The organism is Niveispirillum sp. GW835-FHT14G11, from assembly GCF_058793615.1.
In genome coordinates this window covers 52,611-70,592 of the sequence record NZ_JBXAFZ010000019.1, presented here as the reverse complement: position 1 = coordinate 70,592, position 17,982 = coordinate 52,611, and the positions used below count along the sequence as shown (strand labels likewise).

Here is a 17,982-nt window from a genome sequence, read left to right as displayed (position 1 = left end):
CCCTCCTCAGTAGCTGACGTCGCCGACAGCGATGCCGCGCCTATATTGCCAGCTCAGCGTTTCACAAAGACCGTCCAGGTCCGCCATTATATGGGAGGGGTCAATGCCAAGATAGAAGAGCTTTTTGCGGAAATAGGGCACATGGTGGGCCGGAACCTCGAAGCGGTTCTCCTCCATTTTGGTGAGAGGCCAATCCTCGTCCGGCGTTCCATGTATGGTGAAAAAACCTCGTTGCGACACGAGGCGGGCATCGCTGGTCGACGGGACCAGGAACTTCACATCCTTGACCAGAAACGGGTCGGGCTCATCCTCCGTCCGCAGGATCAGTGTCTTACCGATCTTGACGGCATGAATGGCCGCCGGCTCCGTCAACCCAGCATCGTCGTGCGACTTGACAGCAAAATAGGCTGCGACCAAGGGGTTGCTGGTCCAGTCCAGCAAGCGGGTCGGCAGGCCATGGTGCTGGGCGATGGCCAGCATTTCCCAGTCACTGGCGACGCTGATATTGCCATAGCCCCGCGCCCGCCGCTTAAACGTATCGAAAATGCGTTTTTCATACAGGGGGTTGTACTTGCCCACTGGACAGGACTGCGCCCGCCCGACCTTTGGACGAAGGGACCATGACACGGACCCCTGCCCCCTGAACATCCAGTTGGACGTCTCGCGCTTGCCGATGAAAGCCATGAAGTCGGCCCAGCAGTCCTTCTGCTCACTCATCAGTTTTGTGTTAAATTTTACAGCCATATCAGCCCGCCTGTTGCCACAAGCCGTTGACCATCCGGGAGAGAACATTCAGCAACTCCCCCCCGAACACCCGATCCAGCCGTGCAAACCCACCCCCGGCGGCCTTGAACTGTCCGCTGTCCAGGCTGTCGCGGTCTACCACCACTTCCCGCTTCATTTGAAGCGCTATCCGTTCCAGCCATTGCCGCTGTACCGAGGTCCAGGCCCGTTCCGACAGGATCGCCGCCAACGCCCGGTCCACGCGCGCCTCATAGGGGATCAGCGGGTCGCCCAGCGCCGCCTGCCGGATATAGCCGATGATGCCGGCGGCGACGTCGACATGGCGGGCGTCGCGGAAGGCGGCGCGCAGGTCGGCCTCCTTGAAGCCCTTTTCCTCCAGCAGCAGCCTGATCTCCCGCAACTGGGCGCGGGTCAGGTCGCGCGGGCGTTGGGCGATGATGGTCAGCGCCGGGATGGCGTTGATCTGGGTTTTCAGGAAATTCTCAAAGGCCGACAGGTAATCCTCCGGCCGGGTGAAGCCGGGGCCATAGCCCTGGGCCGTGCCCAGATAGGTGTCGGCATGGTCCGACACGGGCAGGCGCACAGGCCCCATCTCCCCCGCCCGGTCCAGCCAGTCAATCAGCGGGGTCAGGTTGGCCAGCATACCCGCCGCCTCCACCGGGGTGGCGTGGCGCAGGCGGGTGACCAGATCGGTGGGCGACAAGCCGCCGGCCAGATGGCTGAACCATTCGGCGCGCGCATCGTCGCGCTGATAGCGATGGCGGTGGCGCTGCATCTTGGCCACGATCTGATCCAGCAGATAGCAGGCCTTCTCCGCGCGGCGGGTGGCGTCGGGGTCGGCAGCCGGATCGGCGCTGTCGGTGCCGGGGGGCGGGCCGCTGTCATAACCGTCCGCCGCCTCTGCCATGCCGTCCGGTTCCGGGGGGGCGGGTGGGGGCAGACCCACGGTTTCGCTCAATTCCTCCAGCAACTGCCCAAATCGGATGGTCGGATTGGCCACCACGGGCCTGACCGCGCTGACCGCCTGCATCTGGGCATAGATGCCGACGGCATCGAAGATGCGGTATTCGATCTTGCCAATCTCCGGGCACAGCCGCGTGGCGCGGCCGATCATCTGTTCATAGAGGATGCGGCTGGACACGCGGCGCACAAAGACCAGATTCACAATCTCCGGCACGTCGATGCCCGTGGTCAGCAGATCGACCGTCACCACGATGCTGGGCAGGCGTTCATTCTTGAAGGCGCGGATACGCTGGCTGGGGCGGTCCACCGCCCCGGTGATCTTCTCCACCGCCGCCTCCTCCAGCGTGCCATAGCGGGCGCGCATCGCGGTGCGGATTTCATCGACCAGGATGTCGGCATGCTGATCCGTCACCGCGAAGACCAGGGTCTTGCCGGGCAGGGCCGGGTCGATCTGCTCGGCAATGCCCTCCGCCACGGCGGCGTTATAGGGCTGGGTGATGACCTGGCGGTTGAACTGCTCCACCGCGAAATCCAGGTCGTCGGGCAATTCATGATCGGTCAGGGTGCCCGCCACCCGGTCGAACAGAGGGACCGTTTCCCCGGCCTGCCAATGGATGCCGCCGGCGCGCAGCTGGGTCAGCACCTGCTGCGGTGGGGCATGGTCCACCAGCCAGCCGTCGATCACCGCCTCCTGCAAGCCATAGCGGAAGACGGGGGGCCCGAAGATTTCCGTGGTATGCAGGGCCGGCGTGGCCGTCAGGCCGATACGCACGGCATCAAAACGATCCAGTACCGCCTTGTATTTTGAACGGTAATCATTCTCGTTGCGGAACGATAGCTCATCCGCCGTCGCCTCCCGGTCCAGCAGATAGCCGCGATGGCATTCATCGACGATGATACAGTCATACTGGTCCACGGGCGGTGGGCTGGTGCCATCGGGAGCGAACATGATCCGCTTCACCATGGCCTGCACGGTGGCGATATGCACCTTGGTGCTGGCTTCGGGCACGGTGTCGCCGATGGCCTTGACCTCAAAGATATCGGCGAAGGGCTGCATCTGCACGATGCGGGTGTCGCGGAAGGCACCTTCCGCCTGTTCCCCCAGGGCGGTGCGATCGACCAGGAACAGGATGCGACGGAAGCGGTTGGCCGCCAGCAACCGGTACAGCATGGCAATGCAGGTCTTGGTCTTGCCCGTGCCCGTGGCCATGGCGACCAGCAGGCTGCGCCGACCCGCCGCCAAGTTGCGCTCCACCGCCTGGATGGCGCGGACCTGATAATCGCGCAGGCCGAAATTATAGGTAAAGCCCTGCCGCGCCAGATCCGCCTGTGCCGCCGCCACATCCATGGACAGCAGGTCCAGAAGGCCGGCGGGGCTGTACCAGCCCTCCAGCGGGCGGGCCGCATGCTCTGCCCGCCGCACATCACGGAACCAGATGCCGCTGGCCGTGCGCAGCTGTGGCAGATAGGACCGGCCATTGGTGGCGAACAGGAAGGGGATATGGTGCCCGTCCCAGGGGCCGCCGGCAGCCGGCACCTCGTCTGCCTGCCCCTGGTAATGGCGGCTGTACCGCGCGGCCTGGACCAGGGCGCCGGGCACGTCGGACGCGCGGCGCTTGGCCTCCACCACGGCCAACGGCGTCAATCCCGCGAACAGCACATAATCGGCGGGACCATCCGGGGTGGGCCATTCGGCAATGGCGCGATGGGTCCCGCGAGCAGGGCGGGCGCCGGCGGCATAGGTCAGGCTGGCGCTATCCACCTCCCACCCCGCGTCTGCCAACTGCGCATCAATCAGCTTTCGCGTCTCGAACTCATCCAGCGACAATTCGCGGGCCGCCATCTCCGCCGCGTCGGCAAGGGGCATGGCATCGGCGGGCAGCGGGGCCGCCTGCATGGCCTGCGCCTGCTCCAGCGCTGCCTGTCGCCCGGCCTCCAGTTCGGCCGCCAGGATGGCCAGCTGCGCACGCTCCGTCTCTGCGACCTGGGCCCGTTCCTCGGCACTCAGGCGGGCCTGGTCGGCGGCGTCCGCTTCGGCCTGGGCCCTTTCGGCCGCACTACGGCTGGCCGTCGCCTCCGCCCGCAACCGTTCCAACTCCCGCTGCAAGGCGGCGGTTTCAGCGCGGGGGTTGGGTGGCGGGACAAAGGGACCGGGCTGGAACGCGCGGTCGCCCAGGGAGCGGTGGAACCAGACGGCCAGCTGATGCGCGATCTTCAGATGGGCCAGCGCCTGCTGATGGTCGCCATCCAGGGCATGGACGGCGGCATTGCCGGCGCGACGCAACTGGTGAAACAGGTCCGCCACTGGGCGCGGCAGCACACCGCGATCCTGCAACCGCCGCAAACGTTCCAACTGCGGCTCGTCGGGCGTGCCCAGGATGCGGGCGCGGGCGGCCAGCAGATGGGCCATCAGTTCGCCGAGCTGCCGCAGCTTGACCAGCGTCGTGGACGGGTCCTCCACGAAATTCCGCTCCGCCACTGCACCCAGGCGTACAAGCTGCGCCGAATGCACAGCGAGAAACGCGAAATTGGGGGTGCGGGGAACAGTCAAGGCGGCACGAACGAATGCTGTTGGTTGATACTGGATGATGCAGCAATTGCCGATGAAGGTGCAAGCAGAGGCATCCGACACTGAAAAATTGTATCTCCAGCGTCGCTCCCCCTGCCCAACAGCAACCAATGAAGGATACAGTACAAGCAATGACGTACATATGTTCAGATTTTCATCGAAGGTCGGTGTGTTTTCCTCGTTGACATCATTCCATGTGACGATTGGAGGCTATCAAATCGGCATTATGGTGATTTATGTTCTTGTTTTGTTTGTGTCTTTTTATTGTTGTATGTCATTCCAGCCATCAGGTCCCTCATCGATCTTTACAGACTTTCGTCACGCATCGTGGCAACTAGGGACAGAACCAGAACAACGATTATGGCATGTGTAGGTACCGCAACTATCCCCTGCTCTTGAATTGCAATAGACTGGTGCCATGCCGTCCGACATCCCCCCACTCGCTCATTTCACCTTCGTTGGAACCGTCATCGAATGGCGTGGTCCGGCGCCGTTCTTCTTCATCGCGCTGCCGCCCGACCGGGTGGGCGACGTGCGCCATGCGGCCCGCCTGGCAAGCTATGGCTGGGGCGTGGTGCCTGTTCAGGCTGTCGTGAATGACGCGTCCTTCACGACAGCCCTGTTTCCCAAAGATGGCGGTTATCTGCTGCCCCTGAAGGCAGCCGTCAGAAAGACGGGCGCGATCTGTCTGGGGGACGAGGTGACGGTCGAAATTCGGGTGACGGCGAACGGCAGCCTCTGGGATTAACTGCCGGTGACATGAACAGTCGCCATGGCTTTGTGCTGCCGGATGGTTGCAAAAAGTGGTGATGCCAGAAGATAAAGCCCCGCACCGACCAGCCATATCGTACCGATCCAGATGGTCCGGGTCGAGAAGAACAAGGCCGTGGTCAAGGCCGGTCCCGCGATGCCGGCCAAGCTCATCAGGCTGGCGAGGACGCCTTGCAACTGACCCTGCTGGTCATCGCCGACCCGGCTGGTCAGCAGCGATTGCAGCGCCGGCATGGCGACGCCGCCCAGCGCGAACAGGGGGGCCACGGCATAGCCCATCCAGCTTTGATCAGCGAACGCCATCAGCACATAGGCGATCATGTCGAAGGCGACGCCGATCATCAGCGTGCCGAGATCACCGACATGGCGCGACAGCGGGCCGACGAGAAATGCCTGGGACAGGGCGCCGCTGACTCCGAAGACCGACAATGACAGGCCCATATGCACGCTGTCCCAACCGAACCGCTCAGCGCCATAGAGCACCCAGATCGTCCCCGGTATCGCGGCCACGAGACCGAACACCACCGAAGCGGTGACCAGCGGCAGCAGCGGCTTGAAGTTCCACAGCCAGACCAGGGGCGCCAGCGGGTTGAAATCCTTCAGCGCGAAACCGCCGGACCGTGATTGCCGGCTTTCCGGCAGGACGAACAGGGCGACGAGCAGGTTGAGCCCATTGAACAAGGCGGCCAGAAGGAACGGCGCGCGCAGCCACCAGGCCCCCATGACGCCGCCGATGACAGGGCCGATAATGAAGCCAAGGCTCATCACCGCACCGATCAGCCCGAACCGCGACGCGCGCTGTTCGGCGGGGGTGATGTCGGTGATATAGGCGCTGGCCACCGCCATGTTGGCGCTGGTGATGCCCGCCATGGCCCGCCCGACAACCAGCACCCAGCCCAGCGGCGAGAAGGTCATCACCAGATAGTCGAGAAAGGTGCCGGCCAGGGACAGCAGCAGGACCGGCCGCCGGCCGAAACGATCGCTGAGCGCACCCAGAACGGGCGAGAAGACGAATTGCATGATGGCGAAGGTAGCCAGCATCACCCCGTACAGCAGGCCGATATCGTCGCCCCCCGTCACCTGCTTCAGCAGGTCCGGCAGAATGGGAAAGATCAGCCCGGCGCCGATGGCATCAAGGGCGACGGTCGACAGGATGACGATAAGGGCCTTGTTCATGGCGGAGCGTCCGGATAGACTTTATCAGTGATAAATTTATCGGTGATAAGCTCCCTTATCGCCGATAAGTCAAGGGGTGCATTGCTTCATGGCCATCGGACGCGATCATATTGTCGATGCGGCGCTGTCGCTGCTGAACGAGGTGGGGATCGACAAGCTGTCCACCCGCAAGCTTGCGGAGCGGCTGGGTGTGCAGCAGCCAGCCCTCTATTGGCATTTCCGCAACAAGTCGGAACTGCTGGATGCCATCAATTCGGAGATGCTGCTGCGCCACCATGCCGATCGGCTGCCCCGGCCTGGCCAGGATTGGGCGGAATTCACGCTGGCCAATGCCCGCAGCATCCGGAAGACCCTGCTGTCGGTGCGCGACGGCGCGCGGCTGACCGCCGGCACGCGCCCGTCCGTGGCGGAATTTGCCGACGCCGAAAAGGTCCTGGCGCTTTACGTCGATACGGGGTTCACGGCGGAGGAGGCGTTCGGGATCGCCATCTGCGTCACACGCTATGTCGTCGGCTATGTGCTGGAGGAACAGGGCGAGCGTGAACGCAATCTGATGGATCAGGCGGCGCCGAAGGATGATTTCATGGCGGAACTGGCGCCGTTCCCCTTGCTCACCCAGGCGCTGGCGACATTCAACAGGGTCGGAACGGTCAATACCGAAGCCGTGTTCGAAAGCGGGCTGAATTATCTGGTGGATGGCATCCGCGAGAGGCTGCGGTTGAAGCAGGCGGGATGACGGGGGGACCATAGTCTCCGGGGCAGCTTCACCAATCACGGACGATGGCTCCGTCATCATCGTCACCGGCATGAAGCCCGTGTCCAGGGCCGCCAAGCCCGACCCCGAAGCTCCTGACGCCAGCGATATAAAAGGCTTTCATGAAGCCCCAGACGTCGCGCCACATCCCGAACCACGACACCAGGCTGATACGCCTCCTCGACAAGCCACACCTTATCCTCTGCACGGTTCGGCTGCTTCGGTTCCTGCGCTACGCACGCCGGCGGACAAATACTCACGTTTTCGAGTATGGTCCCCACAACCGCCATATCAAAGACCTGAAGAGGTCATTCGCATCGGCAGCAGAAGCGGTGGGCCTCGATCCCGACATGGTCACGCCCCATGTCTTCCGTCATACATGCATCTCCTATTTGGCCCAGTCAGAAGCCAGCGTCAGCCGTGCGGGATACCTGCGGGGTGTATGGTAGGCTGGCCCAAGAATGACAAAAGCCGTTGATCCTTGTTGAGGATCAACGGCTTAAGTTCGGATGCGGGGGTAGGATTTGACCGATGGTATGCCGACCTAACCGTCATTATCTGACCAGAACAATTCCTTCACGAATGTTCCAGCGCCTCCCGTTGTGGTGGGATTACCGATTATAACCCGGTCACAACAGGTTCCCTGTAAATTCGCGCAAACACACTAAAAAGTTGCAGCATGACGGAGGTCTGTCACGATATCAGACCATCCCAAAAGGAGGACTTTATCACGGTCGATCAGTTATCTTGCAATGTCCAGATATCGATAATAGGCACCGACAAAAGGCAGGAACCACGGCGTGCCGAAATAGCCGGGGATGGCGGGCCAGTCCATGTCCCGCCAGGGATTGAGGTCCGCACGACCGTCCAGCACGTCTGCCATGACCGCACCCATATAGGTCGCCATATGAGTCCCGTGCCCGCTATAGCCCATGGAGTAGAAGAGACCGTCGCGTTCACCCGCCCGTGGCAGCCGGTCCCGCGTCATTTCCACCATGCCACCCCAGCAATAATCGATACGGGCATCCGCCAGTTCGGGGAAAAGCCTCACCATTGAGCGCCGCAGAATGGCTCCGCTTTTTGCATCCGATACCGGATCACTGGCGCTGGAAAACCGCGCACGTCCGCCGAATAGCAGCCGATTGTCAGGCAGAATCCGGAAATAATTGACGAAGTTCAGCGTGTCGGTGGTGTTGCGACGGTTGGGGGTCAGCCGGTCAAGCAGGCTGACCGGCAGGGGCTCCGTCACGATGATATAGGCCCCGACGGGTATGATCCGCCGGCGAAACCAGCCGAGCGGTCCGATCCGCGATGTGCCGGTCGCCAACAGGACCTGATTGGCCCGGATGCTTCCGTTGGGCGTCGTTACTTCATGGACCTGCCCTTCGACACGACGCAGCCCGGTGACAGGGTTGTTCTCGTAAATCCACGCACCGTGGCGCGCCGCCGCCGCTGCCAGGCCCTGACCATATTGTCCCATATGCAGGGAGGCACTTTTCTTGAAAAGCATGCCGCCGAAATAGCGGTCAGAGCCAATTTCGGCCCGCATTTCCGACCGTGGTACCATGCAGGTGTCGGGATCGACATCCCGCGACAGCAATTCCTGAGAGCGCGCGATCTTGTCGTAATGGGCGGGCTTGGCGGCCAGTTTCAGTTTGCCGAGGCGTTTGAAATGGCAGTCGATACCCTCCTCGGTGATGATCTTTTCCACCAGATCGACGCCGGCATCGAAGGCGCGATAATATCTGTTCGCCCTGTCCCGGCCCAGCGCCATGGACAGAGAATAATAATCCTGGGCGAAGCCATTATTGCACATGCCGCCATTGCGGCCTGAGGCGGCATTGGCAACCCGCCCGGCCTCCAGCACCACCACCTTGGCGCCCTTCCTGGCAAGGGCCAGAGCGGCCGACAGACCTGTGAAACCCGCCCCAACGACAGCAACATCGGCTTTTCCTTCCGGACCGCCCTGCATTGCGGCACCGAAGGGCGTGGTCGTATCCAGCCAATAGGAAGTCATCTTCATCACCGGAACTCCTCAACCATATCGCCGCTGACAAGGGTCAGCCTGGAAATCAGCCAAGCGATTGATTAGAAAGCGCAAACAGGGTTACAGTACCATCGGACGGCGGTCGAATTCCGCGCACCATGGCGGTAACTTCCCCGACCTTGGGCAAGCCGAGATCCCGCAGCCACGCCGAGAGACCACTGGCAGCCGTGACATCGATGCGGACAAAACCGCCCACCTGCTTGGTCATCAGGTCAAGGATCAAGGCGCGGGCCACGGTTACATCACCCGCCACCACCGGCCCGATAACGACACCCCGCCCCCATCGGCGAACACAACCATAGCCGCAGACCGTACCCGCCCGCTCAATCACCCGGATGGACGCTGTCCGGACCAGGGCGCCGATCAGGTTCGCACGATTCATCCCGCTTGCCGCCAGGTCAATGGCATGGATGGCAGCAAGGTCACCCGCCCGGAAGTCCCTGATATGACCGTCAACAGGCTCCACGACCGGCATGGTCGCAAGCACCGCCTGATGCTGGTGTACGGCGCCATCGGCGACAAAACCGAGCCGCGCATAGAGCGCCAGCCCTTCCGATGTCGAGTTGAGGATGATCGTCCTGCCGTCAGCCTGTTCGAGCAACGCATCCATCAGGGCCTTGCCGATACCCCGGCGTTGTGCAGAGGAAGCGACGATGATCATTCCGGCCGATGCGTGCTGGTCGCCATAGGGCCACCACAGCGCCGTTCCCACCAGCCGGCCCTCCATCTCGACGGCAACACCGTTCCCCAGCGCAAGGGCGAATGCCCAGTCCTCCAGCCGGTAAGGCCATTGCAGCGCCTGTGACAGCGCCAATCCCTGCGGCAGATGCGCCGCCGTCAATGTAACCAGTCGGAGCGGGGCCGCCGCGGATTCAGAAACAGCCATCACATCTTCCCTTTGACGTCCTTCACCGGCCAAGCCGGGGCAGTGAACGCGCCCGATCGAAGCCGGTACCGATCAGAAATATCTGAGCCAGGCGATGTCCTTGCGCCGTGCCTTCAGCCGCGAGAACCAGACCGTCGGTATATAGAAGGGGATGATCAGGCCCAGATACCAAGCGAACACCCAGCCATAGCTGTCGAAACCGAACAGCGTTCCGTGGTTGGGACCCCAGATGGCCAGCGCCGTATGGTACAGCACGCGCAACATCGCCAGATGGAAGATGTAGAAGAACATCGGGGCGCCGCCGAAAACCGCCAGGGCGCTGGTGACACCGGCCTCGCGGATACGCTCAAAGAAGGCCAGCAGCAGCACCCCGACACCCAGCGTGAACAGCAGGAAATCCAGCGATGGCGGGTACTTGGTGAGCGACATGAAGCTCATCATCGTCCGCGCTGGATCACCATCAACGACAAACCAAGGCTTGTCGCCATAGACATTCAGCAGGCGCAGGCCAACGAACAGGGCGATCATGCCGACACCCAGCAGCAGCAACCGGCGCTGACGGACCTGGACCGACACATGCGGCAGGAACCAGGGCCCGATCCCGAAACCAAGCAGGATCACACCGATCCAGGCCAGTACGGGATAGCTGGTCTTGGCCACCAGCCCGAAGGGCAGGGTAAGCAGGTCGCGCTGATGCAGCAGGGCCCAGAGCCAGTGAAACGGCGCATCCGGGGCCAGACGAATGGGATCCAGCAGATTGTGGCCCGCGACGATCACCAGACCCAGCACGATCAGCGTGGCCAGCGGCAGCCGGACCAGACCGGCCAGCACAATCATGCACACCCCGATGCACCAGATGACCTGCAGCCATAGCGTCGGCTGTGCGATCCCCCAGTAAAGTGGGGACAGGAAAAACACCTCTATCGCCATGAGCAGCAGGCCGCGCTTCAGCAGATAGGAGGTCGTTTCCTGGGCCGTGTGATTGCGGGCATACAGAAAGATACCAAGACCGGTCAGCGCCACAAAGATCGGCGCGCACAGGCTGGCGGCCAGCCGGGCGAAGAACAGGGCCGGCATGATGGTCGTTGCGTCCACCGGATCGGCAATGTCGACATGCAGGAACCATGTTTCCCGGACATGATCCAGCAGCATCACCACCATGACAAAGCCACGCAGCGCATCAATGCTGCGCAGACGTGCCCCCGCTGATTTTATGACGGTTCCGATTATGCCGGATTGCTGTTGTCCGGAAGCGGACATAGCGATCGTGCCCATGTTGTGCCCCCTGGAATTGTCTGTTTGATTGAAATGTCCTAAAGCGAACCGACCTGGATGGTCGACCCGTCCACCAGCCGTGACAGGTTGAAATGGCTGGGGTCGATGGATGGTGTTTCGTTGCTGATCAACTGCGCCATCAGGTAGCCGATACCAGGTCCAAGGCCGAACCCGTGCCCCGAACAGCCAGCCGCCAGGAACAGACCGCCGACCGCATCGATGCCGGACGCAACCGGCACGGCATCGGGCGTGCAATCGACATAGGCGCCCCAGACATGGTCGATCTCGATCCCGGCCAGTTCGGGGAAGGTGCCCTTCACATTGTCCATGATGGCCTCAACCAGCCGCCGGTTAGGGGCCGGGTCCAGCACGCGCTGACGCTCGAACATCTTTTCATCGCTGCCCAGCCAGGATGGAAGAGATTCCGGCCCGGCGAACAGGGACTTGCCGACCCCGATCTGCACCGCCTTCAGGCGCTTGATGAATTGCGGCAGGAATTCACGTGCGAAGCGTATGCCCTGCGCTGTCAGTTCCAGCGTCGCCCGCCCGCTGATCGCCAGGGTGTAGCTGCCATCCAGGCGCCGCGTCATGGCCAGATCGGGGCAATAGACCACGTCGCCGACATCACGGGTCGGCTTTGTGCGCAACGCCGTCTGGCGCACGCTGGCCTGGGGAAACACCACGCCGTGCCGGGCCAGGAAGGTGGAGGCCCAGGCCCCGGCGGCACACAGGACCGCATCCGCCCTTATGCTGCCCTTTTCGGTATGCACACCCGTCACGCGGCCATTGGTGATGTCCAGGCCGCGCACGGCACAGTTCTGATGGATGGTGGCGCCGCGCGCGCGCGCGCCTTCGGCCAGGGCCGGTGCCGCCCAGGCGGGTTCCGCCTTGCCATCCGCGACGGAGTGCAGGCCGCCCACCCACTTGCGGCGAGTTTCCGGAATGCGCTGTGCGGCCTGCGCCCCGGTCAGCATGTAGGTTTCAACACCGAACGCCTGCGCTGTCGGCCCCCAGGCCTCCCACCCGGCCAGCATGGCGGCATCGTCGGTCGCATAGACCAGACCGGTGCGGCGGAATCCCAGATCCTGGCCGATCTCCACCGCCAGCCCGTCCCAGAGCGACATGGACAGGATCGACAGGGGCATTTCGCGGGGATCACGGTTCTGCTGACGGCACCAGCCCCAGGTCCGACTGGACTGTTCGCAGGCGATATGGCCTTTCTCCAGCAACGCCACGGACAGGCCGCGCTTTGCCAGATAATAGGCGGACGCCGTGCCGACGATGCCGCCGCCGATCACCACGACATCGACGGACGGGGGAAGGGTTTCGTCGCTGGCAACGGTTCGAACGGCGGGAACCATGGATAGCCTCAATATCTGATATCGGACCGGTCAAACGCCGGCGTCACGCGACCGGCTTGAATTGCGCATAGATCTTGGCGACATGCACAAAGCTGGCCCAGCTGCAGCGGGCACCCTGCTCGATGATGAAAGTGTCACCTTTACGGAAGGTGCCCGTCCGTCCGGCCTCATCGGTGAAGGTCACCTCACCCTCCAGCAGATGCATGAGTTCACTGTGGCGGAAGAAGATGGGTATCCGCTGATAAGGCGTGGAATCCCAGGTGCCGCACAGGAACTCCCCGCTGGCGGAACGGAAGGCATTATGGGAACGACAAGACGGTCTTTCGCTGGTCAGAACCTCATCCGCCGGCGGGTTGGAGGCAACCAGGGTCGCGGCATTGTCGATCACGCTGATGCCCCTGCCCTCCTCGACCGCATCCAGATATCGCATACCGATGATGGAAACCGGTTGGGCGGCATGCCAGTGGAACGCTGTGCCTTTGGAGATCACGGCACTGGTTCCCGGGCCGATCATGGCCCTTTGCGGCCCGGCGTCGAGGGTGAGGGTGCCCTTCCTGACGAAAATCCAGGTATCACCACGACCCTCGACATGCGCGCCTTCGCCGGCGGCAACCGATGTGACGAAGATTTCGCAAGGACCGGCGCGCACGGGAAGCAGCCTTGCCCCGGACCCGAAGGGCTCCAGCCCGGCGTCCGGCGCCAGCGTTGCGGCCAGGGATTCCAAATCCACAAAGGAAGGACATTCGGTGCTGGTCATGGTCGATTTCCTTTTATGGATCAGGGCGTATGGACAGGCGTCGGCAGATACGCAACGGCATCGATTTCCACCAGAAAGCCGTAGTGAAGCTCGGACACCGGCACGACGGTCCGCGCCGGCCGCGCACCGGGCAGCATCTCCGCATAGATGCGGTTGAATTCCGGCCAGTTGGCGACGCCCACGATATAGGCGGTCACCCGGGCCAGTTGCGCCGGTGTTCCGCCTGCCGCCTTCAGGATTTCCAACATATTGGCCAGGGCCTGACGGGTCTGCGTCTCAAAACCGGTATCGGCCAGGGACTGACGATCGGCCCGGATCGGCAATTGTCCGGAGATATAGAGCGTATTCCCGGCACGCACAGCCTGCACATAATGCCCCGCGGGCGCTGGCGCCTTATCCGTCAGGATGGTCTCAATACCAGCCATCACCAGCCTCCGAAGCGCGGCCAGGTGGCCTCGACAATATCGGATGCGCCCCGCACGACCTGATATCCGGCATGCTGGGCTCCCGTGGCACAGGCATGGTTGGGCAGGATACGCACACGGTCACCGATCTTCAGGTCAGGCAACGTCGCCCCGGAGCCGGGCCGTACGGTCACGATCCCATGCTCCTGGTTGGCATCGGCCAGAATGATGTCGGCATAGGGGGTGCCGCTGCTGTCGCAGACCAGCCCGTACCCCTGACTGACCGGCTGCTTGGCGGTGCCGCGATCCTGCGACATCGCCATCCAGCCGGCATCGACAAGCACCCAGCCCTTCTCCCGCTGATGCCCGATCACCGTGGCCAGGACCGACAGGGCGATATCGTCCACCTTACAGACACCGATGCCGGCCATCACCAGATCGAAGAAGACAAACACACCGGCACGCACTTCCGTGACACCGGCAAGGTCGGTGGCGAAATGCGCCGTGGGGGTGGAACCCAGGCTCACCACGGGGCACGGCAGGCCGGCATCGCGCAGGATTCCGGCCGCCTGGACAACGGCGCAACGTTCCTGGGAGGCCGCATCGACCAGTGCCTGGTCGGTGCGCGCACCATAGCTGGCCCCCGCATGGGTCAGCACGCCACGCAGTTCCGCCCCCTGGACCAGGGTCTGCCCGATGGCCAACAGACGCGCGGCATCGCCGGGAAGGACGCCCGACCGATGGCCGTCGCAATCGATCTCAATCAGGGCCGGGATGGCGTGGCCCGCCGCCCGCGACGCGGCCGCCACGGCTTCGGCTTGTTCCACCGTATCCAGGACCACAGCAATATCAACGCCGTCCCGGCGAAGCTGCAGCACCTTGGCCAGCTTGCCCGGGGCGATGCCGACGGCATAGATCATGTCCTTGACGCCTGCTGCCGCGAAATGGGCGGCCTCCTTCAGCGTGGAGACCGTTGCCGGACCTTCCGGGCTAGTCATCACCCGACGCGCCACATCAACCGACTTTGCCGTCTTGAGATGCGGGCGCAGCGAAACACCCAAGGATGAAAGCCGCTGCCGCAGGTGCGCGACGTTGCGCTCAAGGCGGTCGGCATCCAGGATCAGACAGGGTGTTTCAAGGTCCGCCAGGCGGACCGGCGCCGAAGCCATATCGGGGTTCGGCGGGATGTCCGTGTACGTCACAGATAAGTCCTCGCAGATAAGGTGATGACATTTTTGCTCCCGCGAAGAGAGCGGGACAATTAACGGATTCTGCATGATTGGATAAGGCTGGGCTTAATGCCTCAGGCATCCCACCACACATGCTCGGCGAAGGTGTAGCCCATGAACCCGCCCAACGGGACGGGATACAGCCCTTTCAAACGCTGGTCATAACCATCCAGCAGGCTGATGAAGACGGGGATGGCGCTGCCGCAATGGTCCCGCACAAGACCTTGCATCTCGCCGTAGAGCTGCTTTCGCCGCGCGTGGTCTGATTCCCCCCGCGCTTCCAGCAGCAGGCTGTCGAACCGGGGATTTCGCCAACCCGACTCATTCCAGACCGCGTCGGATTTGTAGAACAGGCTGAAGATCATATCCGCCGTCGGGCGCGGATTGCTGTTACCGAAGCCCATCGGATGCTTCATCCAGTGGGTCGACCAATAGCCGTCGGCCGGCACGCGGTTTACCGCCAGTTGCAGGCCCACGCGAGCCCCGTACTCCTGAAGAACCGACGCCATGTCCACCGACCCTTCCGCAGCAGGCGACGCGTAGACTGGCAGGCGCACGCCAACCAGACCGGCCCGCTGCAGGTGCCATTTGGCACGATCGATATCCAGGCCCGTCTGCGGCAGGTCATCGCGATAATAGGGATGAAATGGCGGGATCGGGTGGTCATTGGCGATGGTCGCGTAATCCCGGAACATCGCCCTGTTGATCAGGGGCCGGTCCAACAGATATTTGATCGCTGCCACGAAATCGGGGTTCGATGTCGGGTGGTGATCCTGCCGCATGATGAGATTGGTGTAGAGCCCGGACTTGGTCTCAATGATCCCATATCCCGGTTCTTCCCGAACGCGCCGCGCGGATCGGGGGTTCATGGCATTGATGAGATGCACATCACCCGACAGCAGCGCGTTGACCCGGCTGACCTCATCCGGGATACCGATCAGCTCGATCTCGTCAAGATAGGGTTTGCCCGGCTTCCAGAAATTGTCATTGCGGCGGACGATGGTTCGGATGCCGGGCTGAAACTCGACCAGCCGGAAGGGGCCGGTGCCGTTGGCAGTGGAAAAATCCGTCTGCCCTTCAGGCACGATCAGGAAATGCGACTGGGCCAGGATCGTCGGCAAATCCGCGTTGGGGCCTGTCAACTCGATCCACAGTTCCAGCGGACCCGTGGCCTTGACCTCTTTAAACTGTCTAGCGATCTGCAACATCTTGGAGCCAACAGCTGGATCCTTGTGCCGCATCAGGGCGAAGACGACATCGGCGGCATCCAGACTTTTGCCATCGTGAAACTGTACGCCCTGGCGCAGCTTCACATGCCATACAAGCTGATTATCGCTAACGATCGTTTCCGCCAGTGCCGGATAGGGGTTCAGGTCGCGGTCCAGTTCGGTCAGGCCACTATACAGCATGAAATGCCGGACATAGTCGGTGCCCAGCGCCCCTTTGGCGGGATCAAGCGTGTCGGCTGTCGATGATGAAGTCCCTGCCACCCGGATCCGGCCGCCCGCACGCGGCTGGGATGAACCGGCGGCGGGCGGGGGTGTGATCCTGGAGGGCCGTTCCAGCAGTTTGGTTCCGGCCACTGCCAACCCGGCACCGGCTGTGCCCAGCAGAACCCGGCGGTTAATCCTGCCGCCGCTCATTGCGGGAAATAGCCCAGAACGGCCTTGGTCTCCAGATACTCCTCCATGCCGAATTCCCCATATTCGCGGCCATTTCCGGACTGTTTGTAGCCACCGAAGGCGGCGTGCGCGTCCCAAGCCGGATGGTTGATGTGGACCTGTCCGGCCCTGATCCGCGACGCGACCCGCCGGGCGCGATCAAGATCGGCGGACTGGATGTGCGAACCCAGGCCATAAACCGTATCGTTGGCGATGCTGACCGCCTCCTCCTCGTCGGCATAGGGGATCAGGCAGAGGACCGGCCCGAATATCTCCTCCTGGGCGATGCGCATGGTTGACCGAACCTGGGAAAAGATTGTCGGCCGAACGAAGTATCCCTGTTCTAGCCCCTCAGGCCGCCCGAGCCCGCCGCAGATGAGCTTCGCCCCTTCCGCCAGGCCGATGGCAATCATGGCCTGCACCTTGTCGAACTGCGCTGCGGTGGAGACGGGCCCCAGGACCGTGGCCTCGTCCATCGGATCGCCGACCGTCATGGCGGCGGCGGCCCTCGCGGCCAACGCCTCAACCTGTGCCAACCGGCCGGCCGGAACCAGCATACGGGTGGGGGCGCTGCAGGACTGACCGACATTGCGAAAGGCCGCCGCCACGCCCAACGGCACGACACGGTCAAAATCCGCATCGTCCAGCAGGATGTTGGGCGATTTCCCGCCCAGTTCCTGCGTGACCCGTTTCACCGTCGGGGCTGCGGCATGGGCCACCAGAATGCCGGCGCGGGTCGACCCCGTGATCGACACCATGTCCACATCCGGGTGCGCGGCAAGCGGGGCGCCCACCTGTGGACCAGTGCCATGGACAAGGTTGAAAACGCCCGGCGGGGTCCCGGCATCATGCATGATCCGGGCGAACAGATTGGCGCTGAACGGCGACAACTCGCTGGGCTTCAGCACGATCGTGCATCCCGCCGCGATGGCCGGCGCCACCTTGGCGGTAATTTGATACAGCGGCCAGTTCCACGGCGTAATCAGCCCACAGACGCCGATCGCCTCCTTGATGATCGCCGTCGTGCCCTGCCGGCGGATGAAGGCATAGGTCCCCAGCACCTCGATGGCGGCCCTGACATGCGCAATGCCGAAAGGAACCTGGGAGGCGCGTGCAAAGCTGATGGCCGCGCCCATTTCCCGGCTGATGGCCCGCGCCATATCCTCGGCCCGTTCCTCCAACAGCCGGAGGATCCTGCCCAGCAGCGCCACACGGTCGGCAACCGGCGTGATGGAGAATGCTGGAAAGGCCGCACGCGCCGCTGCCACGGCAAGATCGACATCATCGGTGCTGCCGGACACCACCTGCCCGACCTCCCGCTGTGTCGCCGGGTCGACGACCGGCATCAGATCCCCGGATATGGCCGGGACCGCCCAGCGGCCCCC

15 protein-coding genes are annotated in these 17,982 nt (G+C 63.0%); 2 read left to right on the top strand and 13 right to left on the bottom strand.

Translation table 11 applies throughout. The features are described from left to right. Nucleotides 1–6 precede the first annotated feature (6 nt). Together AC1Q7F_RS27290 and hsdR are read right to left on the bottom strand one after the other, a co-directional pair. The gene (locus AC1Q7F_RS27290) at nt 7–717 is read right to left on the bottom strand and encodes an FRG domain-containing protein (RefSeq protein WP_492511711.1); all 711 of its coding nucleotides are present in this window, start codon (nt 715–717) and stop codon (nt 7–9) included. A gap of 28 nt (nt 718–745) precedes the next feature. Further along, nucleotides 746–4,339: a type I restriction-modification system endonuclease gene (gene hsdR, locus AC1Q7F_RS27285; RefSeq protein WP_492511710.1), complete on the bottom strand. Its 3,594-nt coding sequence runs from the start codon at nt 4,337–4,339 to the stop codon at nt 746–748. 355 nt (nt 4,340–4,694) lie between these two features. On the opposite strand from hsdR, the gene AC1Q7F_RS27280 reads away from it, so the two are divergent. Next, the gene (locus tag AC1Q7F_RS27280; RefSeq protein ID WP_492511709.1) at nt 4,695–5,024 is read left to right on the top strand and encodes a DUF1905 domain-containing protein; all 330 of its coding nucleotides are present in this window, start codon (nt 4,695–4,697) and stop codon (nt 5,022–5,024) included. Here the strand turns inward: AC1Q7F_RS27280 and tet(30) are convergent. After that, nucleotides 5,021–6,223 (bottom strand): tetracycline efflux MFS transporter Tet(30), encoded by a 1,203-nt coding sequence (gene tet(30) / locus AC1Q7F_RS27275; protein WP_492511708.1) that lies wholly within the window; start codon nt 6,221–6,223, stop codon nt 5,021–5,023. The two genes, AC1Q7F_RS27280 and tet(30), sit on opposite strands and share 4 nt — an antisense overlap. An 88-nt stretch (nt 6,224–6,311) precedes the next feature. Between tet(30) and AC1Q7F_RS27270 the strand changes: the two genes are divergently transcribed. Then, the gene (locus AC1Q7F_RS27270) at nt 6,312–6,959 is read left to right on the top strand and encodes a TetR/AcrR family transcriptional regulator C-terminal domain-containing protein (RefSeq protein ID WP_492511707.1); all 648 of its coding nucleotides are present in this window, start codon (nt 6,312–6,314) and stop codon (nt 6,957–6,959) included. 62 nt (nt 6,960–7,021) lie between these two features. Here AC1Q7F_RS27270 and AC1Q7F_RS27265 read toward each other — a convergent pair whose 3' ends face one another. From AC1Q7F_RS27265 to AC1Q7F_RS27220, 10 genes are all read right to left on the bottom strand, one after another. Continuing rightward, entirely contained in the window at nt 7,022–7,267 is a 246-nt protein-coding gene (locus AC1Q7F_RS27265) for a transposase (RefSeq protein ID WP_492511706.1), read from the bottom strand. 452 nt (nt 7,268–7,719) lie between these two features. Then, entirely contained in the window at nt 7,720–9,000 is a 1,281-nt protein-coding gene (locus AC1Q7F_RS27260; protein WP_492511705.1) for an NAD(P)/FAD-dependent oxidoreductase, read from the bottom strand. A gap of 49 nt (nt 9,001–9,049) precedes the next feature. Then, nucleotides 9,050–9,910, bottom strand: coding sequence for a GNAT family N-acetyltransferase (locus AC1Q7F_RS27255; protein WP_492511704.1), 861 nt, complete (start codon nt 9,908–9,910; stop codon nt 9,050–9,052). A 72-nt stretch (nt 9,911–9,982) separates the two neighbouring features. Further along, nucleotides 9,983–11,185 carry an acetyltransferase domain-containing protein gene (locus AC1Q7F_RS27250; protein WP_492511703.1) on the bottom strand — a complete coding sequence of 401 codons (1,203 nt, stop codon included), beginning with the start codon at nt 11,183–11,185 and terminating at the stop codon, nt 9,983–9,985. Between the two features lie 38 nt (nt 11,186–11,223). Continuing rightward, nucleotides 11,224–12,546 (bottom strand): NAD(P)/FAD-dependent oxidoreductase, encoded by a 1,323-nt coding sequence (locus AC1Q7F_RS27245; protein WP_492511702.1) that lies wholly within the window; start codon nt 12,544–12,546, stop codon nt 11,224–11,226. Nucleotides 12,547–12,589: 43 nt separating this feature from the next. Then, nucleotides 12,590–13,303 (bottom strand): cupin domain-containing protein, encoded by a 714-nt coding sequence (locus AC1Q7F_RS27240; protein ID WP_492511701.1) that lies wholly within the window; start codon nt 13,301–13,303, stop codon nt 12,590–12,592. A gap of 20 nt (nt 13,304–13,323) precedes the next feature. Further along, nucleotides 13,324–13,728, bottom strand: coding sequence for a RidA family protein (locus tag AC1Q7F_RS27235; RefSeq protein ID WP_492511700.1), 405 nt, complete (start codon nt 13,726–13,728; stop codon nt 13,324–13,326). Next, nucleotides 13,728–14,909: a DSD1 family PLP-dependent enzyme gene (locus tag AC1Q7F_RS27230; RefSeq protein ID WP_492511699.1), complete on the bottom strand. Its 1,182-nt coding sequence runs from the start codon at nt 14,907–14,909 to the stop codon at nt 13,728–13,730. Before AC1Q7F_RS27230 ends, AC1Q7F_RS27235 begins: the two co-directional genes overlap by 1 nt. 101 nt (nt 14,910–15,010) lie before the next feature. After that, the gene (locus tag AC1Q7F_RS27225) at nt 15,011–16,579 is read right to left on the bottom strand and encodes an ABC transporter substrate-binding protein (RefSeq protein WP_492511737.1); all 1,569 of its coding nucleotides are present in this window, start codon (nt 16,577–16,579) and stop codon (nt 15,011–15,013) included. Next, the gene (locus tag AC1Q7F_RS27220; RefSeq protein ID WP_492511698.1) at nt 16,576–17,943 is read right to left on the bottom strand and encodes an aldehyde dehydrogenase family protein; all 1,368 of its coding nucleotides are present in this window, start codon (nt 17,941–17,943) and stop codon (nt 16,576–16,578) included. Before AC1Q7F_RS27220 ends, AC1Q7F_RS27225 begins: the two co-directional genes overlap by 4 nt. Nucleotides 17,944–17,982: the final 39 nt, after the last annotated feature.